This is a genomic window from Isoptericola sp. NPDC058082 (assembly GCF_042885055.1).
Lineage (GTDB): Bacteria > Actinomycetota > Actinomycetes > Actinomycetales > Cellulomonadaceae > Isoptericola.
Genome location: NZ_JBHVSQ010000032.1, coordinates 1 through 21,880, shown reverse-complemented (window position 1 = coordinate 21,880; position 21,880 = coordinate 1). Strand labels below are relative to the sequence as shown.

The window sequence follows — 21,880 nt, the reverse complement described above, 5'->3', positions numbered from 1 at the left end:
CGGTGCCTCCGGGCCGGCCGCCGCGGCGGCTGCCCCGGCCGAGCGCACCCTGCTCGTCGACGGCGAGTACACGCAGCGGTTCCTGGAGCTCTACGACAAGATCCACGACCCGGCCAACGGCTACTTCTCGCCGCAGGGCATCCCGTACCACGCGGTCGAGACGCTCATGGTCGAGGCCCCCGACTACGGGCACGAGACCACGAGCGAGGCGTACTCGTTCTGGTTGTGGCTGGAGACGTCCTACGGGCAGGTGACCGGCGACTGGGAACCGTTCAACCACGCCTGGGACACGCTCGAGCAGTACATGATCCCGACCACGGAGAACCAGCCGACCAACGCGGCGTACGACCCGGCCAAGCCCGCGACCTACGCCCCGGAGTTCGACCACCCGAGCCGGTACCCCTCCCCGCTCGACACGGGCGTGTCGGTCGGGCGCGACCCGATCGGCGCGGAGCTCGAGTCCACCTACGGCACCCCCGAGGTGTACGGGATGCACTGGCTCGCCGACGTCGACAACGTGTACGGCTTCGGTGCGGCGCCCGGCTCGTCCGAGCTGCTGGGGCCGGACCACGAGGGCACGTCGTACATCAACACCTTCCAGCGCGGGCCGCAGGAGTCGGTGTGGGAGACGGTGCCGCAGCCGTCGATCGACGACTTCTCCTACGGCGGCGAGAACGGCTACCTCGACCTGTTCACGGGCGACGCGTCGTATGCGGAGCAGTGGAAGTACACCAACGCGCCCGACGCCGACGCCCGCGCCGTCGAGGCCGCCTACTGGGCCAACAAGTTCGCCGCCGAGCAGGGGCAGCCCGAGGCCGTGGCCGACACGGTGGGCAAGGCGTCCAAGATGGGCGACTACCTGCGCTACGCCCTGTTCGACAAGTACTTCAAGACGCCGGGCTGCGAGTCCACGTCGTGCCCCGCGGGCACCGGCCGCGACAGCGCGCACTACCTGCTGTCCTGGTACTACGCCTGGGGCGGCGCGCTCGACACGGCCTCGCCGTGGGCGTGGCGCATCGGCTCCAGCCACGCGCACTTCGGGTACCAGAACCCCATGGCGGCGTGGGCGCTGTCGAACGACCCGGACCTCGAGCCCGCGTCGCCGACGGCGTCCGACGACTGGGCCACCAGCCTCGACCGCCAGCTCGAGCTGTTCCAGTGGCTCCAGGCGCCCGAGGGCGGCATCGCCGGCGGCGCGACCAACAGCTGGGAGGGGCACTACGCCGACCGTCCCGACGACGTCGCGACCTTCTACGGCATGGCGTACCAGGAGGCGCCGGTCTACCACGACCCGCCCTCCAACCAGTGGATGGGCATGCAGGGCTGGGGCGTGGAGCGCATCGCGCAGCTGTACGAGGAGACGGGCGACGCGCGCGCCGGGGCCGTGCTCGACAAGTGGGTGCCGTGGGTGATCGACCACATCACCGTCACCGACGACTCGTGGCAGATCCCGTCGAACCTCGCCTGGTCGGGCCAGCCCGACGACTGGGACGCCGCGGACCCCGGCGACAACGCCGGCCTCTCCGTCGAGGTCACCGGCTACGGGCAGGACGTCGGCGTCGCCGGCGCGCTCGCCCGGTCGCTCATGTACTACGCGGCCGGTGGCGAGGGGGAGCAGCACGCGCAGGCCCAGCAGGTCGCGCACGACCTGCTGGACGCGATCTGGACCCAGAACAGCGACCCGCTCGGCGTCGCCACGACGGAGACGCGCGCCGACTACTCCCGGTTCGACGACGTGCTCACCTCCGCGGACGGCGACGGCGTGTACGTGCCGGAGGGCTGGACCGGCACCATGCCGAACGGCGACGAGATCGGGGCGGGCGCCTCGTTCCTCGACCTGCGGTCGTTCTACACCGACGACCCGCAGTGGCAGAAGGTGCAGGACCACCTCGACGGCGGGCCCGCGCCCGAGTTCACCTACCACCGGTTCTGGGCGCAGACGGCGGTCGCGACCGCGCTCGCGGACTACGACCGGTTGTTCGGCGAGGACGTCCCGACGGACGACACCACCGCGCCGAGCGTGCCGCAGGGCGTGACCGCCACCGCGGACGGCACGAGCGTGCAGGTGACCTGGTCGGCGTCGACGGACGACACGCGGGTCACGAGCTACGGCGTGCTGGTCGACGGCGAGGCCGCGACGACCTCCACGTCGACGTCGGCCACGCTCACCGGCCTGGAGCCGGAGACGTCGTACGAGATCACGGTGACGGCGCGGGACGCGGCGGGGAACGTGTCGGCGGCGTCGGCGCCGGTGAGCGTGACGACGGGTCCGGACGACGGCGGCCCGGACCCGACGGACGGGGCGTGCACGGCGGTGTACTCGACGACGAACTCGTGGTCGGGCGGGTACCAGGGCCAGATCGTGGTCACCGCGGGTGACGACGGCGCGCCGGGGTGGGCGGTGACCGCTCCGGCGGGGCTGTCCACCACGAACCTGTGGGGCGGCGTGCTGTCCGGCGGGACGATCACGGGGGCGGCGTGGAACGCCGACCTCGCCGCCGGGGCGCAGGCCACGGTGGGCTTCGTCGCCAACGGCGCCTCGCCGGCCGACGGGCCGCTGGCCTGCAGCTGACCTGACCGAGGTGGTACCCCTCGGCCCGAGGGGCACCACCTCGGTCAGCCCAGCAGGTCCAGCACCGCGCGCTCGGCGGCGGAGCGCGTCCGGGTGGGGCCGATCGTCTCGCCGTGCTCCCACAGGTCGACCAGCCGCGGGTCGACGTACGACGCGCGGGCGACGGCCGGCGTGTTGCCGAGCTCGTCGGCCACGTCACGGACGACCTGGGCGACCACCCGCCGTCGCGCCCGCTGCGAGCGCGGCGGCGCGCCGGCGTCGGCCAAGGCGCGCGCCGCGAGCACGGTGGCGTGCCAGGTGCGGAAGTCCTTCGGCGTCGCGTCCTCGCCGAGGCGCTCCTTGACGGCGGCCTGCACGTCCGCGCTGGTGACGTCGTGCCAGCCCGCCCCGTCGTCGTCCCGCCACGCGAGCAGGTCGACGCCGCCGCGCCGACGCTTGAGGGTCGTGACGAGCGAAGCCACCAGCGGGTCCTCGACGAGGACGTCGCGCAGCTGCCCGGACTTGGCGGGGTACCGGAAGTGCACGCTCCCGTCGCGCCGCACGGTGGCGTGCTCCTTGCGGATCGTCGCGAGGCCGTAGCTGCGGTGCTTCGCCGCATAGACCTCCCCGCCGGCGCGGAAGTACGCGTCGTCAAGCAGCCGGAACGCGAGGGCCAGCACCCGACGGCGCCCGACGCCGTCGCGGCCCAGGTCGCGCGTCACCCCGGCGCGGGCGGCGGGCAACCGCCGGCCGACGTCGAGCACGTGGTCATGCTTGCGGCGCGAACGCCTCGCCTGCCACTGCTCGTGGTACAGGTACTGGCCGCGCCCGGCGTCGTCGCGGCCGAAGGCCTGGAGGTGACCGTCGGGGTGCCGGCAGATCCACACGTCGGTCCAGGCCGGCGGGACCGCCAGCCGGGTGCACCGCGCCACCTCCGCCTCGTCGTGGAGCAGGGCCCCGTCGACGTCGAGGAACGCCCAGCCGTCGCCCTTCGCGCGGCGCGAGTAGCCGGGGGAGGAGGCGGAGACGCGGCGCAGTCGCACGCGCACAGTGTGCGGCGACGGCGCGCTCCCCGCAGCGCCGCGGGGAGGCGCGCGGACGTCAGCCGGGGAGCCGGATCATGCCCTCCTGCGCGATGCTCGCCACCAGCCGGCCCTCGCGGTCGTACACGCGGGCCAGGCCGAGGCCGCGCCCGCCCTGGGCGCCGGGCGACTCCTGGACGTACAGCAGCCAGTCGTCGGCGCGCGCGTCGCGGTGGAACCACATGGCGTGGTCGAGGCTCGCCATCGGCACGGCGCCGCCGACGTCGATCCACGAGCGCCCCGCCTGGCGCAGCACCGGCTCGAGCATCACCTGGTCGCACGCGAAGGCGAGCAGCGCGCGGTGCAGCAGCGGGTCGTCCGACGCGATCGCGTGCCGGGCCCGCACCCACACCTGCTGGGTGGGCTTCGGCTCCGGGTCGGGGCCCAGGTACAACGAGCCGCCCACGTGCCGCAGGTCGAACGCCGACTCGTGCGACCAGAACTTCGCGGCCGGGTGGTCGATGCCGTGGAGCACCTCGATCGCCGACGGGACGTCCTCCGGTGCCGGGACGCCGGCCGGCGCGGGCTCCGCGGCCTCGTACCCGGGCTGGTCGGTCTGGAACGACACGGTCAGCGACAGGATCGGCTTGCCGTGCTGGATGGCGTGCGTGCGCCGGGCGCTGAACGACCGCCCGTCGCGCAACCGCTCCACGGCGAAGTCGATCGGGGTGTCCAGCGCGCCCTCGCGCAGGAAGTAGGCGTGCAGCGAGTGGGGCAGGCGGTCGTCGTCCACCGTGCGGCCGCACGCGAGCAGGGCCTGGGCCAGCACCTGGCCGCCGTACACGCGGCGGCCGGGGCCGGGCACGCTGTCGCCGCGCCACAGGTCGTCCTCGCCGCGGGGGCCCCAGCCGTCGACCTCGCGCAGGTCGAGCGCCGACAGCAGGCGGTCCAGGGCGTCGGGGATGCCCGCGGGGGCGGGCGTGGTGGTGGACGTCTCGCTCACACGCACTCCAGGTCGAGTCGCAGGGTGGGTCACCGGACGGGTCGAGGTGTCACTCGTCGAAGGTGTTGATCATGCTGTACGCCGCGCGCTCCAGGTAGTCCCACAGCTGGGACTCGTGGATCGGCGCCAGGTCCAGCGCGTCGACGGCGACGCGCATGTGCGCCAGCCAGCGGTCGCGGGCGTCGGGGTTGACCTTGAAGGGCGCGTGCCGCATCCGCAGGCGCGGGTGGCCGCGCTGCTGGCTGTACGTCGTCGGGCCGCCCCAGTACTGCTCGAGGAAGAGCGTGAGCCGCACCTTCGCGGGCCCGAGGTCCTCCTCCGGGTACATGGGGCGCAGCACCTCGTCCGCGGCGACACCCTCGTAGAACACGTCGACGAGTCGCTCGAACGTGGCGTGCCCGCCGACGGCGTCGTAGAACGACTCGGGCGATGGCTCGAGAGGCGACGCGGGTGAAGTCTGGTCCGTCACCGGGCCATCCTCCCAGACACCCGCGGTGCTGCTCCTCCCGCTCGGCGCCCTGGAGCGTTAGGCTGGTCACGGACCTGCAACGACGCATTCCACGGGAGGCCCCCATGACCATCGCCCCGAACAAGGCTGACGACATCCTCGCGGCGCTCGGCGGCAGCCGGAACGTCGTCGAGCTCGAGCCCTGCATCACGCGGCTGCGGGTCGAGGTGAGCGACCCGGCCCTCGTGGACGACCAGGGGCTCAAGGCGTCGGGCGCGTTCGGCGTGGTGCGCTCCGGTCGCGTGGTGCAGGTCATCGTGGGCCCGGAGGCCGACGACCTGGCCGCTCAGATGGACCCCCTGCTCGTCTCCTGACCGTCCCGTCCCGCCCGCCCGCGCCTGGTCAGGCCTCGGTCTCCTGCTCGAGGACGGCCGGCTCGGCGTCGGCGGACGGCACGAGCACCCCCGCCGCGCGCAGCTCCTCCTGGGCGCGGCGGCGCAGCTCGCGCGAGACCTCCCACTGGTCGCCCGGCCGGGTCTGCGCGTGCAGCGTGAACGACATGGTGATGTCGTTGACGGCGTCCACGCCCCGCACCGAGGGCGCCTCGAGGAGCAGCGGCGACAGCTCGGGGTCGGCCTGCACGTCGTCGGCCGCGCGGCCGAGCGCGACCCGCACCGTGTCGACGTCGGCCTCCAGCGGCACCCGCACCTCCGCGACGGCGCGCGACCACTGCTGCGTCATGTTGCCGGCGCGCAGGATCTCGCCGTTGCGCACGTACCAGAGCGTGCCGTCGAAGGCGCGTACCTGAGTCACGCGCAGCTGCACCTCCTCGACCGTGCCCGTCGCGCCGGAGCCGAGGTCGACGACGTCGCCGACGCCGAACTGGTCCTCCACCAGGAGGAAGATGCCGGAGATGAAGTCCTTCACGAGCGCCTGGGCACCGAAGCCCAGCGCGATGCCGACGACGCCGGCGGAGGCGACCAGCGGGCCCACGTTGACCTGGAGCTCCGCCAGGATCATCAGCGCGATGATCGTGCCGACGACGATGTTGGCCGTGGAGCGCAGCACCGACCCGACCGTGCGGGCCCGCTGCGCGCGCCGCTGGCTGGCCAGCGGGTTCGCCATCGCGATCGCGTCCTCGACGAACGGTGTGCGCTGCAGGTAGCGGCGCCAGGCGGGGCCGCCCTCGGTGGTGGTCGTGCCCGATCCGGTGGCGATGCGCTCCGTGACGTGACCGATCACGCGGCGCAGCAGCGCGAGGACGAGCAGCCCCACCACCAGGATGATGAGGATGTGCAGGGGCCAGCCGGTGAACCACTCCCAGAACGACGAGCCGGCGTCCGCGGCGGCCTTGATGGTGTCCTCGACGGCGGACTCGGTGTTCGTCGCGCTCGGGCTGGGCGTGGGCGCAGGCGTGGGCGTCACCGCCGTCGGGGCAGCGGTCCGGAGCGTGGAGATCACGGGGGTCACCCGCCCACGGTAGCGAGCGGGCGGGCCTCGACGAAACGTCCGCGGGCGTGAGGTCGTGCCGCGTGGGCGGACGGCCTGGTGGGACGGGGGATGGCAGGATCGTCTCCGTGAGCAAGGACCAGCCGACCACCTCGGACGACGCCCGCGACGACATCCCGGACGACTCCCGGGACGATACGGGCGGCACGGTCGACGACGCGCGTGCCGACGAGCCCGGGTCGGTGGCTGACGCTCCGGCGACGACGACGGACGACGGAGCCGCCCTGGAGGGCGGCGACACCGACGAGCCGAGCACCGACGAGCCGAGCGCGGAGCTGCGCGAGCTCGCCGAGGCGTACGGAGTGCTCGTCGAGCACCACGGCTTCGGCGGCGAGGTGGTGGTCGCGCCGGCGTCGACCCTCGTCGCGGTGCTGGGCGCGCTGGGCGTGCCGGCGGGGACGCCGCAGCAGGTGACGCACAGCCTGCAGCGCGCCCGCGACGACGAGTGGCGTGCCGTCCTGCCGCCCACGGTCGTGGTGCGCGAGGGCGCCGGCACGCAGGTCCCGGTGCACGTCACGGACGGCGCGGCGGTGCACGTGTGGCTGGAGCTGGACGGCGCGGAGCCCGCGGCGCGCGAGCACGCGGTGCGCCGTCGTCGCGACCTGGACCAGCTCGACGTCCTGGTCGAGCCGCGCGCGGTGGACGGACGTCGGGTGGGGCGGGCGACGTTCGCCCTGCCGCAGGACCTGCCGCTCGGCTGGCACTCGCTGCACGCGCTCACCGAGGGGCACGAGACGCGCACCACGGTCGTCGTCACGCCCCGCCGGCTGAAGCTGCCCGCGGGCCTGGAGGACGACCAGTGGTGGGGCTTCCTCGTCCAGCTCTACTCGGTGCGCTCGCGCACGTCGTGGGGGGTGGGAGACCTGGCGGACCTCGCCGACCTGGCCTGGCTCACGGCGCACCGCGCCGGCGCGGACTTCGTCGGGGTCAACCCGCTGTCCGCGACGGAGCCCGTCACGCCGCTGACCCCGTCGCCGTACCTGCCGACCAGCCGGCGCTTCCTCAGCCCGCTGTACGTGCGGGTGGAGGACATCCCGGAGACGGCGTACCTGTCGGCGGCGGACCGCTCCCTGGTGGAGTGGGCGGCCGACCCGGTGCGCGACCTCGTGGCCGACCCCGGCGCGCTCGACCGCGACGCCGTGTGGGAGGCGAAGAAGGCGGCCCTCGAGGTGGTGTTCACCGCGCCCCGCCGCGCCGCGCGGGAGGCCGCCTACCAGGAGTTCGTCGCCGAGGAGGGCGTCGGGCTGCGCGACTTCGCGACCTGGTGCGCGATCGTCGAGCACCTCGGCTCCCGCCCGCGGCCGGACGAGCTCGGTGACCCGGCGTCCCCCGCCGTCGCCGCGCTGCGCGAGCAGCTCGCCGAGCGCGTGGAGTTCTACGTGTGGCTGCAGTGGGTGGCCGACGAGCAGAAGCAGACCGCGCAGCGCGTGGCGCGCGAGGCGGGGATGCGGATCGGCATCATGCACGACCTGGCGGTCGGCGCGCACCCCGAGGGCGCGGACGCCTGGGCGCACCGCGACGTCCTCGCCCGCGACGTCTCCGTCGGGGCGCCGCCGGACATGTACAACCAGCAGGGCCAGGCCTGGTCGCAGCCGCCGTGGAACCCGCGCGCGCTGGCGCGTGCCGGCTACGCGCCGTACCGCGACATGCTGCGCACCGCGCTGCGGCACGCGGGCGCGCTGCGGGTCGACCACGTGCTCGGGCTCTTCCGCCAGTGGTGGGTGCCCGAGGGGGCCTCGCCGGCCGTCGGCGCCTACGTGCGGTACGACCACGAGGCGCTGCTCGGCATCCTGTGCCTGGAGGCGCACCGCGCGGGGGCCGTCGTCGTGGGGGAGGACCTCGGCGTCTTCGAGCCGTGGGTGCGCGACGAGCTCGCCGACCGCGGCGTGCTCGGCACCTCCGTGCTCTGGTTCGAGAAGGAGGACGGCCGCCCCCTGGAGCCGGAGAAGTACCGCCGGGCGTCGCTCGCGACCGTCGGCACCCACGACATGCCGCCGGCCGCCGGCTACCTCGCCGGGGAGCACGTGGACCTGCGCGAGCGCCTCGGGCTGCTCGCCGGCGACGCGCAGGAGCTGCGCGCCGCCGCCCGCACCGAGCGGGACCAGACGGTGCTGGCCCTCGCCATGCGCGGGCTGGTCTCCGACCACCCGTCCGAGCGCGAGATCGTCGAGGGGCTGCACCGGTACCTGCGCAGGACGCCGGCCGCCCTCGTGGGCGTGCAGCTCACGGACGCCGTCGGCGAGCGGCGCACGCAGAACCAGCCCGGCACGGACCAGGAGTACCCGAACTGGAAGGTGCCGCTGGCCGACGGGTCGGGGAACGTCGTCCTGGTCGACGACCTCTTCGACAACGCGCGCCTGCGCTCCCTCGTCCAGGCGGTGCGCACGGCGCGCTGACCCGCCGTCCCGAAGACGACGGAACCCCGCCCGGTCGACGTGACCGGGCGGGGTTCCGCGTTCCGTGCCGGGACTCAGGCGTCGACGGCCTGCGCGGCGAGCGCGCGCTCGGTGCCGGCGAGCTGCTCGACGACCATGCGGCGCAGGGCCGCGGGGGCGTCCGCGTGCGCGTCCAGCCAGCCGCGGACGGCGTCGCGCAGCGCTGCCGAGGCGAGGGGTGCCGGGTAGAGCCCCTCGATGAGCTCCTCCGCGATGTGGTAGCTGCGCGTGGTCCAGATCGGCAGCAGCGCGTCGACGTAGCGGGCGGCGAACGGCTCCAGCACGGCCGGGTCGGTCACGTGCACGAAGCCGGCGGCGGTGGAGCGGATGATCGCGTTCGGGACGTCCGTCCGGTCGACGACGGAGGCGAACGCGGCCTCCTTGCCCGCGACGGTCGGCGTCGCCGCGCGGGCGCGGGCGGCCGCCTGCCGGCCGGTGGCCGTGTCGTCCTGCGCGAGCGCCGCGTCGATCTCGGCGCCGTCGGCCGCGCCGAGCAGCACGAGGCTCTCCAGCAGCTCCCACCGCAGGTCGGTGTCCACGGTGAGGCCGTCGAGCGCGACCGAGCCGTCGAGCAGGCCGCGCAGCGGGGCGACGTGGTCGGGCGTCGACGCGAGCTGCGCGACGAACTTCACGAGCTGCAGCTGCAGGTCGGAGCCCGCGTCCGCCTCCTGCGCGAGGTCCCACAGCCGGTCGCCGATGCGCGCCAGGGTGGCGGCGCGACGCTCGGGCGCCACGTACGACCGGGCGGCCAGGCCGAGCTGGTTCAGCGTGGTGCGCACGGTCGTCGACTCCGTCTCGGCGGCGATGTTGCCGAGCACGAGGTCCACGTACGCCGACGCCGGCGTCTCGCCGTCGCGCACCGCGTCCCACACGGAGCCCCACACGAGGGAGCGGGCCAGCGGGTCGGCGATGCGCGACAGGTGCTCGACGGCCGCGGCGAGCGACTCCTCGTCGAGGCGGATCTTCGCGTACGCCAGGTCCTCGTCGTTGAGCAGCACGAGCGCCGGGCGCTCGCGGCCCACGAGGTCCGCGACCTCGGTGCGCTCCCCGTCGACGTCGATGACGACCTGGTGCGTGCGCGTCAGCGCCCCGTCGACGAGGTCGTAGAAGCCGATGCCGAGGCGGTGCGGGCGGATCGTCGGGTAGTCGGCGGGGGCCGACTGCAGCACGGCGAACCCGGTGATGCGGCCCTCGGCGTCGACGGCGATCTCCGGGCGCAGCGTGTTCACGCCCGCCGTCTCCAGCCACGCCTTCGACCACGCGGTGAGGTCGCGGCCGCTGGTCGCCTCGAGCTCGACGAGCAGGTCGCGCAGCTCGGTGTTGGACCAGGCGTGCTTGCGGAAGTACGCGGAGACGCCGGAGAGGAACTCGTCCCGGCCGACCCACGCCGCGAGCTGCTTGAGCACGGACGCGCCCTTGGCGTAGGTGATGCCGTCGAAGTTGACCTGCACGTCCTCGAGGTCGCGGATCTCGGCGACGATCGGGTGCGTGGATGGCAGCTGGTCCTGGCGGTACGCCCACGTCTTCTCCATCGCGGAGAACGTGGTCCAGGCCGCCTCCCACTCGGTGGCCTCGGCGGTGGCGAGCGTGGACGCGTACTCCGCGAACGACTCGTTCAGCCAGAGGTCGTTCCACCACTTCATGGTCACGAGGTCGCCGAACCACATGTGGGCCAGCTCGTGCAGGATCGTCACGACGCGGCGCTCGCGGACGGCGTCGGTCACCTGGGAGCGGAAGACGTACGACTCGGTGAACGTGACGCAGCCCGGGTTCTCCATCGCCCCCATGTTGTACTCGGGCACGAACAGCTGGTCGTACTTGTCGAACGGGTACGGCACGCCGAACGTCGACTCGTAGAACGCGAAGCCCTTGCGGGTGGTCTCCATGATGTAGTCCGCGTCCAGGTGCTCGGCGAGCGAGGAGCGGCAGAAGACGCCGAGGGGGATGGTGCGGCCGTCGGACGACGTGAGCTCGCCGCGCTGCACGGCGTACGGGCCGGCGACGAGGGCCACGAGGTAGGACGAGATGCGCGGCGTCGGCTCGAACGCCCACGTCGCGGTCGGGACGTCGGCGTCCGTCGCGTGCGCGGCCGGGGTCGGCTCCGGTGTGGGCTGGTTCGACACGACCTGCCACGCGGCCGGTGCGGTCACGGTCACCTGGTAGGGGGCCTTGAGGTCGGGCTGCTCGAACGTCGCGAAGACGCGGCGCGCGTCGGGCACCTCGAACTGCGTGTAGAGGTAGACCTCGCCGTCGACCGGGTCGACGAAGCGGTGCAGGCCCTCGCCGGTGTTCATGTAGGCGCAGTCGGCGACGACGCGCAGCTCGTTGGTGGCGGCCAGGCCGGTCAGCGCGATGCGCGAGTCGGCGAACACCTCGGCCGGGTCCAGGGCGACGCCGTTGAGCACGACCTCGCGCACGGACGGCGCGACCAGGTCGACGAACGTGCTCGCGCCGGGGGTGGCGGAGAACCGGATGACGGTCGTGGACGCGAACGTCGTCGGTCCGGTGGTCAGGTCGAGGTCGACGGCGTACGACTCGACGTCGGTGACGACGTCGGCGCGCTCGATCGCCTCGGCGCGGGTCAGGTTCTCTCCGGGCACGGGTTCTCCCTCGTCTCAAGATGGTGCGGCGCGTGATGGGCGCGCAGGCTCGCGCACGATGATGCCACCTCGGGCCTGCTGTGACGCACGGGATTCCCGGCCTCCCGCTGGGGACGCACGGGGGCGGGTTCGACCGTCGAGACCCGATCGTGACATCCTGCCCGGTGCGTCGCCGCCGTGCGGGTGCCGGTCACCCGCCGCGCGACGCCCGAGGAGTGACTGGAGGGAGTCCAGATGTCCGGCACCGTTCCGCCGCCCCCACCGGGGTCCGACGGCAGGCCGTCGACCGTGCCGCCGGGAGTGCCGCCGACCGTGTCGCCGTCGTCGCCGGCCGCCGGCGTGCGCCGCGTCGCGTCCGCGTACCAGCGCCCCGCCGCCGACCCGATGGCGGAGGTGCCGCTGCAGCAGGTCACGGCGCCGGCGCCCGTCACGCCCCCCGCGGGGGCGGCGACGGTGCACGCCCCCGTGCCCCCGCCACCGGACGCCGGGGCCACGGCGCCGCAGGTGTCGCCGCCGCAGCCCGCGTACCAGCCGGCCGCCCAGCACACCCAGCAGCTGCCGCCGGCCGTGCCGTCCGGGCAGCAGCCCGCGCCCTGCCCGCCCGCGTACGCGGCCCAGCCGGCGTACCAGCCCCAGCCCGCGTACGCGCCCCAGCCCGCGTACGCGCCGGCCCCGGCCGCTGCGGCGACCCAGGTGCACCAGCCGGTCTACGCGCAGCCGGCGCCGCAGGCTCCGGCCGGGTACGCCGCGCCGGCGCCGGTCGGCGCGCCGCCGCCCCCGCCCGCCCCGCCGCGTCGGCGCCGTCGGCTCTCGGCCGGGTGGATCGCGTTCATCGCGGTCGACGTGGTGCTCATCGTGACGATGGTGGTGCTCGCCGTGCAGATGTTCGGCGCGCCGTCGCCCACGGTCCCGGAGGCGGGCGGCGCCCCCGCGGCCTCGCAGGAGCCGTCGGCGTCCGCGTCCGAGGAGGCGCCGATGCAGGGCGAGGTGCTGGCGCGGTTCGCGGCACCGTCGAAGAACATCACGTGCTCGATCTACGCCGACGGCGTGTCCTGCGGGATCGCCCAGCTCAACCAGCAGCCCGCCCCGACGGAGGGCTGCGACGGCACGACGGGGTACGTGGTGACCATCGACGGCGAGGGCACGGTCGCCCAGCCGTGCGTCCCCCAGGACCAGCAGCCGAAGAAGGCGGGTGACGACCTCGACGACCTGGACTACGGCGACTCGATCACCGAGGGCGACTTCACGTGCCGCAGCGAGGACACCGGCATGTCGTGCACGCACGACCCCTCGGGCAAGGGCTTCTCCCTCGCCCGGGCGGGCATCGGCACGAGCTGAGGCGTCCCGCCCCGACGCGGAGAAAAAACCCCACCCCGCACCCACCCACGAACTCTTCCCTTCCCGTCCCCCCAAAAGTCCCCCAACCCACCCCCCCCCCCCCAGGTCCCCGCTGCCCGGGGCGCCGCGGCCGGGGGCGTCGGCGATCTGCACGTGCGCGATGCGGTCGCCGTAGGTCTTGAGGTCGAGGTCCACGTCGGAGCCGTTGACCGACAGGTGGTAGACGTCGAACAGCAGGCCGAGGTTGGCCGCGCCGTGCTCGTCGCGCACGCGGTCGAGGACGGCGACCGCGTCGGCCGACGTCTTCAGCGGGTAGGCGGGGGCGCCGGACACCGGCTCCAGCAGCACCGTGCCGCCGATCCGCTCGACCGCCTTCGCCGCCAGCGCGAGGTTCTCGGCGCCGAGCGCGTCCTGCGCCGCCGGGTCCTCGCCCTCGACGCGGTTGCCGTACAGCGCGTTGAACGCGCGGCAGCCGGTGCGCTCGCCGATGCGGGCGACGACGTCGAGGTTGGCGCGCAGGTCGGCGGAACGCTCGGGCCAGGAGACGAGGCCGCGGTCGCCGCCGGGCATGTTGCCGGCGTCGAAGTTGAGCCCGGTGAGCTGCACGCCGGCGTCGGCCAGGGCCCCGACGAACGCGTCGATCTCGTCGGCCGCGGGCGTCGGGGTGGCGAAGGGCCACCAGAACTCGACGCCGTCGAAGCCGGCCGCCTTCGCGGCCGCCGGACGCTCCAGGAGCGGCAGGTCCGTGAGGAGGATCGAGCAGTTCACGGTGTAGGGGATCTGGTCCGTCATCGCTGACTCGCTTTCGCCAGATGGAAGTTTGGTTCCTTGTAGTGAAAACGCTACGCCGGGTCGGCCGCATCGGTCAACCCCTGCCCGGGGCGGTCCCGCGGTGCGGTCGTGATGCCGCGCACACGACGACGGCCCGGCAGGACGTCGTCCTGCCGGGCCGTCGTGGCCGTGCGCTGTGCCGATGCCGGACGTCAGCCCCCGAGCGGGCGCGTCACGATCGCCGTGAGCTCGGCCGGCTGCAGTCCGGTGCGCTCGACGATCTCGTCGGCGCCCAGGGCACCGCAGTCGACGCCGCGCTTGAGGTACCACGCGAGCGCCTTGGCGGTGGCGGGCTCGTCGAGCACCGCCCCCGCCACGTCGTTCACGTAGTTCGACAGCCGCTCTGCCGCGGGCTCGAAGCCCTCCCGGTAGAACGCGTACGTCGCCGCGAACCGGCTCGGCAGCTGCGCCGGGTGCAGGTCCCAGCCCTGGTAGAACCCACGCTCCAGCGAGCGGCGCACGAGGCGTCCGTGGCCCGCCCAGGCGGCGCGGACCTGCGCGTCGTCGCCCACCGGCAGCACGTTCGTCGAGCCGTCCGACAGCCGCACGCCGGTGCCGGCCGCCGCGAGCTGCATGACCTCCTTGGCGAGGTCCGCCGCCGGGTGCTCCATCGACTGGTACGCCGCGGCGATCCCGAGCGACGCCGAGTAGTCGTACGTGCCGTAGTGCAGGCCGCTCACGCGCCCCGCACCCGCGTGGATCATCCGCGCGACGGTCGCCGTGCCCGCGGAGTCGAGGATCGACTGCGGCGTCTCGACCTGCACCTCGAAGCGCAGGCGCCCGGCGGGCAGCCCGTTCGCCTCCTCCAGCCGCTCGCACACCGCCACCATCGCCTCGACCTGCACGACGCCGGTCACCTTCGGCAGGGTCAGCACGAGCCCGTCGGGCAGGCCCCCCGACGCCGCGAGCGTGCTGACGAACACGTCCAGCGTGCGCAGGCCGCGGGCCCGCGTGGGCCGCTCGAAGCACTTGAACCGGATGCCGACGAACGGTGTCGCTCCCCCGGCGTCCAGCTCGGTCCGCAGCGCGGCGGCCGCGGCGGCGGCGACCTCGTCCTCGTCGGCGTCCGGGTGCGTGCCGTACCCGTCCTCGAGGTCGATGCGCAGGTCCTCGATCGGCTCGGTGGCCAGCTTGCGCTCCACCTGCGCCGCGACCGCCTCGCGCAGGTCGTCCCGCACGCCGACGGCGTCCAGCAGCGCGTCCGTGCCCTGCGCCTCGACGACCGCGAGGGCCTGGGCCCCCCAGTCCCGCGCGAGCCCGGCCGCGTACCGGTGCGCCGGCACGTACACGGTGTGCACGGGCTGGCGCGTCCCGTCGTCGCCCGGGTAGGCCCGCTCGAGGTGGACGTCGTGCGCGGCGAGCCGGCGCTCGACGTCGTCCAGCGAGGCCTGGTCGAGGGAGGCCTTCATCGGGCCACCGCCGCGCTCTCCGAGTGCAGCGCGCGGCCCAGGTGCTGGGCCAGGTGCTCGGCGTCGCCGGCGCGGTGCTCCTCGACCGGGACCTCCTTGAGCCCTTCGGCCCGGACGGCGTCCGCGACGGCCTCGGCCACGCGGCTGTCGAACACGCCCGGGATGACGAAGGCGGGGTTGAGCTCGTCGTCGCCCACCACCGAGGAGATCGCGACCGCGGCCACGCGCAGCATCTCGTCCGTGATCTGCGTGGCGCCGGCGTCGAGCAGGCCGCGGAACAGTCCGGGGAACGCCAGCACGTTGTTGATCTGGTTCGGGTAGTCGCTGCGGCCGGTCGCCACGACCGCGGCCGTCTCGCCGGCGGCGATCGGGTCGACCTCGGGCGTCGGGTTCGCGAGGGCGAACACGATCGCGTCGTCGTTCATCGCCGCGACGTCCGCGCCCGTGAGGATGTTGCCCGCCGAGACGCCGACGAAGACGTCGGCCCCGGCCAGGCCCTCCTTGAGGGTGCCGGTGAAGCCCGAGGGGTTGGTGTTCTCGACGATCCAGGTGCGGTTCTCGTCGTCGCCCGCCGACTCGGGCGTGAGCGCCCCGTGCCGGTCGAAGCCGATGATGTCGCGGGCGCCCTGGGCGAGCAGCAGGCGGATGATGGCCGACCCCGCGGCGCCGACGCCGGAGACCGCGATGCGGACGTCCTCGATCTTCTTGTTCACGACCTTGAGGGCGTTGATGAGCGCCGCGAGCACCACGATGGCGGTGCCGTGCTGGTCATCGTGGAAGACGGGGATGTCCAGCTCCTCGCGCAGGCGCTTCTCGATCTCGAAGCAGCGGGGCGCGGAGATGTCCTCGAGGTTCACGCCGCCGAAGCCGGGGGCGATCGCCTTGACGGTGCGGATGATCTCCTCGGTGTCCGTCGTGTCGAGGGCGAGGGGCCAGGCGTCGACGTCGGCGAACTGCTTGAACAGCGCCGCCTTGCCCTCCATGACGGGCATGGCGGCCTCGGGGCCGATGTCGCCGAGGCCGAGGACGGCCGTGCCGTCGGTGACGACCGCGACCGTGTTGCGCTTGATGGTCAGGCGGCGCGCGTCCTCCGGACGGTCGGCGATCGCGAGGCAGACGCGGGCGACGCCCGGCGTGTACGCGCGCGAGAGGTCGCGGCGCGTCTTGAGCGGCACCTTGGGGGTGACGGAGATCTTGCCGCCGAGGTGCATGAGGAACGTCGAGTCCGACATCTTCAGCACCCGCACGCCGTCGAGGGCGTCGAGCGCCGCGACGATCCGCTCGCCGTGCTCGGCGTCGACCGTGTCGCAGGTGACGTCGACGACGATCGTGTCCGTGTGCGACTGGGCGATGTCGACGCCCATCACCGAGCCGCCGGCCGTGGCGATCTCGTGGACGATCTCGCTCGTCGCGCGCTGCGAGGCGGGCGCCTCGACGCGGAGGGTGATCGTGTAGCTGGGGCTGGGCATCGCCATGGCCTGGGTTCCTTTCGTGGTGCTGATGACTGAAGTTTCGAGATGTGGAAGGATGGTTTCTAGAACCGGGATCGGTTCACAAGACGCTGCAAAGGGGGACCACACGCATGGCGAACGGCACCGGAGTGCAGTCGGTGGACCGGGCGATCGACCTGCTCGAGATCATGACCGACCTCGGCGGCGACGCCGCGCTCAGCGAGCTGGCGGCCGCCGCCGGCCTCCCGCTCCCCACGATCCACCGGCTCATGCGGACGCTCGTCGGCCGCGGCTACGCCCGCCAGCTCCCCAACCGCCGGTACACCCTGGGCCCGCGGCTCATCCGGCTGGGCGAGAGCGCCGGCCGCCAGCTCGGCGCCAGCGCCCGCCCGCACCTGGAGCGGCTCGCCCGCGAGCTCGGCGAGAGCGCCAACCTCGCGATGATCGACCGCGACATGGTGGTGTACGTCGCCCAGGCGTCGTCGTCCCACTCGATGCGGATGTTCACCGAGGTCGGACGGCGCGTCTACACGCACTGCACCGGCGTCGGCAAGATGGTGCTCGCCGAGCTGCCGGACCAGACGATCCGCGACATCGTCGGTCGCGTCGGGATGCCGCCCGCCACCGACCTGTCGATCACGGACGTCGACGACCTCCTCAAGGAGATCGCCACGATCCGCGAGCAGGGCTACGCCGTCGACGACGGCGAGCAGGAGATCGGCGTGCGGTGCTTCGCCGTCCCCGTGAAGGACGCGCCCACCCCGACCGCGCTCTCCGTGTCCGGGCCCGCGGCCCGCGTGACCTACGAGTTCGGCGAGGCCGCGCTCCCCGTGCTGCACGAGGTGGCCGACACCATCTCGAAGGAGCTGCTCTCCGCGGCCTGACGGCACGCGGCGACCCGGCGCGGGGCGCGAGGCGGGGGTCCCGCCTCGCGCCCTGCGTCGTGCCGGGGCGGGCATCGTCGTCACCCGTCCCTCGGTCCGGCGGTGCCCGCGTGCACCAGCTCCGGGCGGGCGTCGCCCGCCGGAGCCTCGACGCCGGGACGACGGCCCGCGACCGCGTCGCGCGCCCCCTCGCGGATCTGGAGCACGTCCGGCACGCCGTCGGCGTCCAGGTCGATCGCGGACACGCAGCCCGACCGGCGGCCGTGGCCGTGACGCACCCGCGCCCGCACGTCCGCGTTGAGGCGGGCGCGTCGGCGCTCCTCCTGGCGCTCGGCGTCCAGCCGCGCGAAGTACTCCGCCCGGCGCTGCTCCTGCTCCTCCGTCACGACCAGGCGCGCCGACGAGCCCGCGGTGAACACCGACGGGTCCTTGCTGCGCCGGCCCCAGCGGATCTCGTTGAACACGAGGTTGAGCAGGACGGCGACGACGGCGGCCGCCGCGATCCCCGAGTGGAAGATCATGCCCACCCAGGTCGGGAACCGGTCGTAGAAGTCCGGCACCGCGATCGGGATGATGCCGAAGCCCAGGGCCACCGCGACGAGCGTGAGGTTGAGGTTGCCCTCGTACTCGACCCGCGACAGCGTGCGGATCCCGGACACCGCCACCGACCCGAACAGGACGATGCCGGCACCGCCCAGCACGGGCGACGGGATCGCCGCGACCACCTGACCCAGCAGCGGGAACAGGCCCAGCACGAACAGGACCGCACCGCCCGCCGCGACGGCGAACCGCGAACGGATGCCGGTGATCGCGACCAGGCCGACGTTCTGCGCGAACGCCGAGGCCGGGAACGAGTTGAGGAACGGCGCGACCAGCGTGGCGGCCATGTCGGCCCGCAGGCCGTCACCGACCCGCTTCGCGTCGACCTTGGTGTCGAGCACCTCGCCGATCGCGATGAGGTCGGCCGTCGTCTCGGTCATGATCACGAGGATGACGATCGTCATCGAGATGATCGCGCCGATCTCGAACACCGGGGCGCCGAAGGCGAACGGCGTCGGCAGCGCGAACGTCGCCCCCTCGCCGACGCCCGAGAAGTCCGCGAGCCCGAGCGGCACGGCCGCCACGGTGCCGAGGACGATGCCGAACAGGATGGACAGGCGGGAGATCGTGCCCTGCAGGAACCTGCTGAGCGCGAGCACCACGACGAGCGTGCCGAGCGCGAGCGTGATGTTGGGCACCGAGCCCCAGTCCGCCGACCCCTCGTCGCCGCCCATCATCCAGCCGGCCGCCGTCGGCAGCAGCGAGACCCCGATGATCGTGATGATCGTGCCCGTCACGACGGGCGGGAAGAACCGCACGACCTGCGCGAAGAACGGGCTGATCGCCAGGCCGATCACGGCGGCCACGATGATGGCGCCGAAGACGGCGGGGAGGCCGCCGTCCCCGCTCGCCACCGCGACCATCGTGGACACGGTGGCGAACGAGATGCCCTGGACGAGCGGGAGCTGCGACCCGAAGAAGCGGATGCCGAGCGTCTGGAGCGCGGTGGCCAGGCCGCTGACGAGCAGCGCGGCCGACACCAGGACACCGATCTCCGCTCCGGACAGCCCCGCCGCCTGCCCGACGATGATCGGCGGCGCGATCACGCCGCCGTACATCGTCATGATGTGCTGCAGGCCGTAGAGGAAGGTCTTGCCGAGCGGGTAGCGCTCGTCCTCCGGTCGACCGCCCTGCGGCGTGCCGGTCACGGCCCCCGCGTCGATGGTCGTCGTGCTCATCTCGATGCTCCTTCGAACCGTCTGCACGGTGCTTCGCTGATCCGCAGGGCCGTGATCAGCAGAACCCGGTGACGGTCGCCCACGCGCGCGGCTCCTGGTCGGCGCCCTCCCGCTTCACCTCCGCCTCGATCTTCCCGTAGGGGCGGTCGGCGACGTAGAAGACCTCGTTCGGGTTCTCCAGGCCGAAGGGCTCGAAGTCCACGACGAAGTGGTGCAGGTTCGGCATCGAGAACTTGATCTCGCCGATCTCCGGGTGCGCCTCGAGCACCCGCTTGCCCATCTGGTACAGGGTCTGCTGCAGCGCGAGCGAGTGCACGTCGGCGAAGGTCTCGAGCAGGATGCGACGCACGTCGTCGTAGACGGCGTTGAAGTCGAGGTCCAGCGAGGTGTAGCGCCAGCGGGCGGTCACCGACGTCGCGAGGATGCGGTCAGTGGTCTCCTGCAGGGTGGTGTAGCGGTCCTTCGGGAAGCCGTGGAACTCGGAGCCCGTCGACTTGAGCACCTTGAGGTCCTCCAGTCCGGACACCACGAAGACCTCGTCCCCGTCGCGCTGGACGACGGTGGTCCGGGTCTCCGTGCCGCCCTTGACGAACGCATGGTCGTGCTCGCCGTCGGTCACGTGCGAGGTGAGGGAGGAGGGGATGTGCTCCCAGGTGTACTCCTTGGCCTCCCAGCGACCGCCCTCGATCCAGTCGAAGCTCGAGACGAAGTGCTCGCCCAGGCGGAGGGCGAACTCCTCCGGCGAGGGGATGCCGTCCTTGGCGAGGGCGAACACCGTGTTCTTCTGCGTGTCCGTCGGGACCACGCGGCCCTGGTCGCCGTCGATGTGCGCGGCGGAGAAGTCGCCGCGGAGCTGCGAGGTCACCGAGAGCTCGGTGATCCGGTGGCGCGCCTGGTCGCGGTCGACCTTCATGACGCGGACCTCGGCCTTGCCGTACTGGTTGTCCCCCAGCACGATCGTGCCCGTGCTGACCTGGGGGTCGGTGGCGGTGGCGGTCATTGCTGACTCCTTCATCTGTTGTTGCGTTGCGCGGGCCCACCCCTGCAGGGCGGCCCTCGACGTCTCCGATGACGATGACGCACGCCGCGGCGCCTGTGCCGCGGCCTGTGATGGCGGGTCGCTGAGGACCCGTCAGCTCCCGCGGTACGTGGAGTACGCGAACGGGCTGAGCAGGCAGGGCACGTGATAGTGGTCGCGCCCGGCCTCGACGGTGAAGTCGATGGTGATCGACGGGTAGAAGGTCGCGACCCCCTGCGCGGCGAAGTAGTCGCCGGTCGCGAAGGTCACGCGGTAGGTGCCGGGCTCGAGCGACTCCGGGCCCAGGTCCTTGACCCGGCCGTCGGCGTCGGTCGAGGCGTCCGCGAGGCGCGCGGCCGCGTCCGCGCCGACGCTCCACAGTGAGACGGCCACGCCGGCGGCCGGCAGCCCGGACACGGCATCGAGCACGTGAGTGGTGATGTGCGAGGTCATGAGAGCTCTCCTTCCAGCCGCAGCACGGCGATCTCCCGCAGCTGCTGGCCGGCGATGCGTCGCTCGGTGGCGGGATCGTTCCCCAGTCGCTCCTCGAGCGAGGACAGGATCTCCTCGGCGGTGCGGCCCGCGGCCCGGATGAGGAAGACGTGACCGAACCGCTCCTCGTACGCGAGGTTCCCCGCGCGCAGGCGCTCCTCGACCGAACCGCTGAGGTCGCCGAGCCCGGCCTGCTCCCGGCGCGAGTGCGCCGCGTCCACGTCGTCCCCGGACGCGCGCTCGCCGATGCGCGGGTGCCGCGCCAGCGCGGAGTCGATCTCCTCCTCGCTCCACGGGTCGGCCACGGCACGAGCCGCCGCGAGTGCAGCCTCGGCGTCCGCGTACGGGCGGCCGGCGACCACCGCGTCCGCCCACCGGCTCACGGCCGCGCACGAGAGCACCTGAGCGCGGGCGGCGTCGATGTCCGCCGCGTTGAATGCCTCGAGACCTGCACTCACCATCGAGCGATCCTCCTTCGGGGGATTCCACCCACCGGAAGCGGGTTTCCGTTTAGTGAAGTCTCGCTCTCGCCCGTGCGCCCTGTCAAGTGAGTCTGCGCTCAGTGCGGGCCCGTCGCACGACACCACCCCAGCGTGTCCTCTGCTCGGCGTCATCTCCCCAGGCCACAGGCCTCACAGGGTTGGCAGAAGGGTCCGTGACGAGCGCGCGAAGGCACCTGGCGTGGGCCGGAACTCGCCGTCCGCAGCATCCGGCGACCTCGAGCGGGCAGGCAGTGTGACGCGCCAGCGGCGGCGTTCACGTACAAGGAAGTCCACGAGGACAACGAAGTCCACGAGGACGTCCACGGACCGCGGGGCTCCCGTGCGGGCGCCTGGCCACGGGTCACGTCCCGGCGGGCACACCCTCCGTCCGCGGTGCCGCGTTGCCACCTCGCCGGGGGATCGATCCCGCCGGAGAGCTGGCGCGCGCCGGCGCGCGGGCCGCGGCGCGTGGCCGGGCCGAAAAGGGGCTCGCCCAGCGGGAGCCTCAGCCGACGGGAGCCCCTCGGCCTACCAGGGGTCTGTTCGGGGGTATGCGAAAGGCCCACCCCGGTGTGGGGTGGGCCTTTCGTGAATGGGTGTCCGGCGGCGTCCTACTCTCCCACCCCCTC

Annotated in this window: 16 protein-coding genes and 1 pseudogene; 5 read left to right on the top strand and 12 right to left on the bottom strand. The window is 73.4% G+C overall.

Translation table 11 applies throughout. The annotated features are described in order from the left end of the window. Window positions 1-2,572: glycoside hydrolase family 48 protein (locus ACFVS0_RS21560; RefSeq protein ID WP_430589089.1), on the top strand; the 2,572-nt coding region annotated here is incomplete at its 5' end. Between the two features lie 44 nt (window positions 2,573-2,616). Here ACFVS0_RS21560 and ACFVS0_RS21555 read toward each other — a convergent pair. The 3 genes from ACFVS0_RS21555 to ACFVS0_RS21545 are packed head-to-tail and all read right to left on the bottom strand — an operon-like array spanning window position 2,617 to window position 5,045. Next, window positions 2,617-3,594 carry a DNA topoisomerase IB gene (locus ACFVS0_RS21555; RefSeq protein WP_430589088.1) on the bottom strand — a complete coding sequence of 326 codons (978 nt, stop codon included), beginning with the start codon at window positions 3,592-3,594 and terminating at the stop codon, window positions 2,617-2,619. A gap of 58 nt (window positions 3,595-3,652) precedes the next feature. Next, complete coding sequence (locus ACFVS0_RS21550; protein ID WP_430549802.1) at window positions 3,653-4,576, bottom strand: acyl-CoA thioesterase; 924 nt, start codon at window positions 4,574-4,576, stop codon at window positions 3,653-3,655. A 49-nt stretch (window positions 4,577-4,625) separates the two neighbouring features. Continuing rightward, window positions 4,626-5,045, bottom strand: coding sequence for a globin (locus ACFVS0_RS21545; RefSeq protein WP_430549803.1), 420 nt, complete (start codon window positions 5,043-5,045; stop codon window positions 4,626-4,628). A gap of 104 nt (window positions 5,046-5,149) precedes the next feature. On the opposite strand from ACFVS0_RS21545, the gene ACFVS0_RS21540 reads away from it, so the two are divergent. Continuing rightward, window positions 5,150-5,398, top strand: a complete 249-nt coding sequence (locus tag ACFVS0_RS21540) for a glucose PTS transporter subunit EIIB (RefSeq protein ID WP_429728304.1) — start codon at window positions 5,150-5,152, stop codon at window positions 5,396-5,398. Between the two features lie 28 nt (window positions 5,399-5,426). Here ACFVS0_RS21540 and ACFVS0_RS21535 read toward each other — a convergent pair whose 3' ends face one another. Next, entirely contained in the window at window positions 5,427-6,494 is a 1,068-nt protein-coding gene (locus tag ACFVS0_RS21535) for a mechanosensitive ion channel family protein (protein WP_430589087.1), read from the bottom strand. A 263-nt stretch (window positions 6,495-6,757) separates the two neighbouring features. Between ACFVS0_RS21535 and malQ the strand changes: the two genes are divergently transcribed. Then, entirely contained in the window at window positions 6,758-8,929 is a 2,172-nt protein-coding gene (malQ, locus tag ACFVS0_RS21530) for a 4-alpha-glucanotransferase (RefSeq protein ID WP_430589090.1), read from the top strand. A gap of 74 nt (window positions 8,930-9,003) precedes the next feature. Here the strand turns inward: malQ and pepN are convergent, their stop codons facing one another. Next, on the bottom strand, window positions 9,004-11,568 hold the full coding sequence (gene pepN / locus ACFVS0_RS21525) for an aminopeptidase N (protein ID WP_430589086.1): 2,565 nt from the start codon (window positions 11,566-11,568) through the stop codon (window positions 9,004-9,006). Between the two features lie 234 nt (window positions 11,569-11,802). Between pepN and ACFVS0_RS21520 the strand changes: the two genes are divergently transcribed. Beyond that, a complete protein-coding gene (locus tag ACFVS0_RS21520; RefSeq protein ID WP_430589091.1) occupies window positions 11,803-12,906 on the top strand; it encodes a hypothetical protein in 1,104 nt (367 codons plus the stop codon). An 84-nt stretch (window positions 12,907-12,990) separates the two neighbouring features. On the opposite strand, the pseudogene ACFVS0_RS21515 reads toward ACFVS0_RS21520, so the two are convergent. The 3 genes and pseudogenes from ACFVS0_RS21515 to ACFVS0_RS21505 form a co-directional block, all read right to left on the bottom strand. After that, a pseudogene (locus tag ACFVS0_RS21515) lies at window positions 12,991-13,686 on the bottom strand (hydroxypyruvate isomerase family protein); the annotation flags it as partial. 203 nt (window positions 13,687-13,889) lie between these two features. Next, on the bottom strand, window positions 13,890-15,146 hold the full coding sequence (locus ACFVS0_RS21510; protein WP_430589085.1) for a DUF6986 family protein: 1,257 nt from the start codon (window positions 15,144-15,146) through the stop codon (window positions 13,890-13,892). Next, window positions 15,143-16,621, bottom strand: a complete 1,479-nt coding sequence (locus ACFVS0_RS21505) for an NAD-dependent malic enzyme (RefSeq protein WP_430564972.1) — start codon at window positions 16,619-16,621, stop codon at window positions 15,143-15,145. The genes ACFVS0_RS21510 and ACFVS0_RS21505 overlap by 4 nt, the downstream gene beginning before the upstream one ends. Window positions 16,622-16,728: 107 nt before the next feature. Between ACFVS0_RS21505 and ACFVS0_RS21500 the strand changes: the two genes are divergently transcribed. Beyond that, on the top strand, window positions 16,729-17,481 hold the full coding sequence (locus ACFVS0_RS21500) for an IclR family transcriptional regulator (protein ID WP_430550370.1): 753 nt from the start codon (window positions 16,729-16,731) through the stop codon (window positions 17,479-17,481). 80 nt (window positions 17,482-17,561) lie between these two features. Here ACFVS0_RS21500 and ACFVS0_RS21495 read toward each other — a convergent pair whose 3' ends face one another. From ACFVS0_RS21495 to uraD, 4 genes are all read right to left on the bottom strand, one after another. Further along, window positions 17,562-19,259 (bottom strand): nucleobase:cation symporter-2 family protein, encoded by a 1,698-nt coding sequence (locus ACFVS0_RS21495; protein WP_430589084.1) that lies wholly within the window; start codon window positions 19,257-19,259, stop codon window positions 17,562-17,564. Between the two features lie 55 nt (window positions 19,260-19,314). Next, entirely contained in the window at window positions 19,315-20,259 is a 945-nt protein-coding gene (pucL, locus tag ACFVS0_RS21490; protein WP_430550372.1) for a factor-independent urate hydroxylase, read from the bottom strand. A gap of 132 nt (window positions 20,260-20,391) precedes the next feature. Continuing rightward, complete coding sequence (gene uraH / locus ACFVS0_RS21485) at window positions 20,392-20,730, bottom strand: hydroxyisourate hydrolase (RefSeq protein ID WP_430550373.1); 339 nt, start codon at window positions 20,728-20,730, stop codon at window positions 20,392-20,394. Beyond that, window positions 20,727-21,230 (bottom strand): 2-oxo-4-hydroxy-4-carboxy-5-ureidoimidazoline decarboxylase, encoded by a 504-nt coding sequence (uraD, locus tag ACFVS0_RS21480; RefSeq protein WP_430550374.1) that lies wholly within the window; start codon window positions 21,228-21,230, stop codon window positions 20,727-20,729. Before uraD ends, uraH begins: the two co-directional genes overlap by 4 nt. Window positions 21,231-21,880: the final 650 nt, after the last annotated feature.

What these genes read in the sequence shown, in the direction of transcription:
- uraD (WP_430550374.1), bottom strand. Translation starts at nt 21,230, where the DNA reads ATGGTGAGTGCAGGTCTCGAGGCATTCAACGCGGCGGACATCGACGCC.
- ACFVS0_RS21520 (WP_430589091.1), top strand. Translation starts at nt 11,803, where the DNA reads ATGTCCGGCACCGTTCCGCCGCCCCCACCGGGGTCCGACGGCAGGCCG.
- pucL (WP_430550372.1), bottom strand. Translation starts at nt 20,259, where the DNA reads ATGACCGCCACCGCCACCGACCCCCAGGTCAGCACGGGCACGATCGTG.
- uraH (WP_430550373.1), bottom strand. Translation starts at nt 20,730, where the DNA reads ATGACCTCGCACATCACCACTCACGTGCTCGATGCCGTGTCCGGGCTG.
- ACFVS0_RS21505 (WP_430564972.1), bottom strand. Translation starts at nt 16,621, where the DNA reads ATGGCGATGCCCAGCCCCAGCTACACGATCACCCTCCGCGTCGAGGCG.
- ACFVS0_RS21495 (WP_430589084.1), bottom strand. Translation starts at nt 19,259, where the DNA reads ATGAGCACGACGACCATCGACGCGGGGGCCGTGACCGGCACGCCGCAG.
- ACFVS0_RS21500 (WP_430550370.1), top strand. Translation starts at nt 16,729, where the DNA reads ATGGCGAACGGCACCGGAGTGCAGTCGGTGGACCGGGCGATCGACCTG.
- ACFVS0_RS21510 (WP_430589085.1), bottom strand. Translation starts at nt 15,146, where the DNA reads ATGAAGGCCTCCCTCGACCAGGCCTCGCTGGACGACGTCGAGCGCCGG.
- ACFVS0_RS21540 (WP_429728304.1), top strand. Translation starts at nt 5,150, where the DNA reads ATGACCATCGCCCCGAACAAGGCTGACGACATCCTCGCGGCGCTCGGC.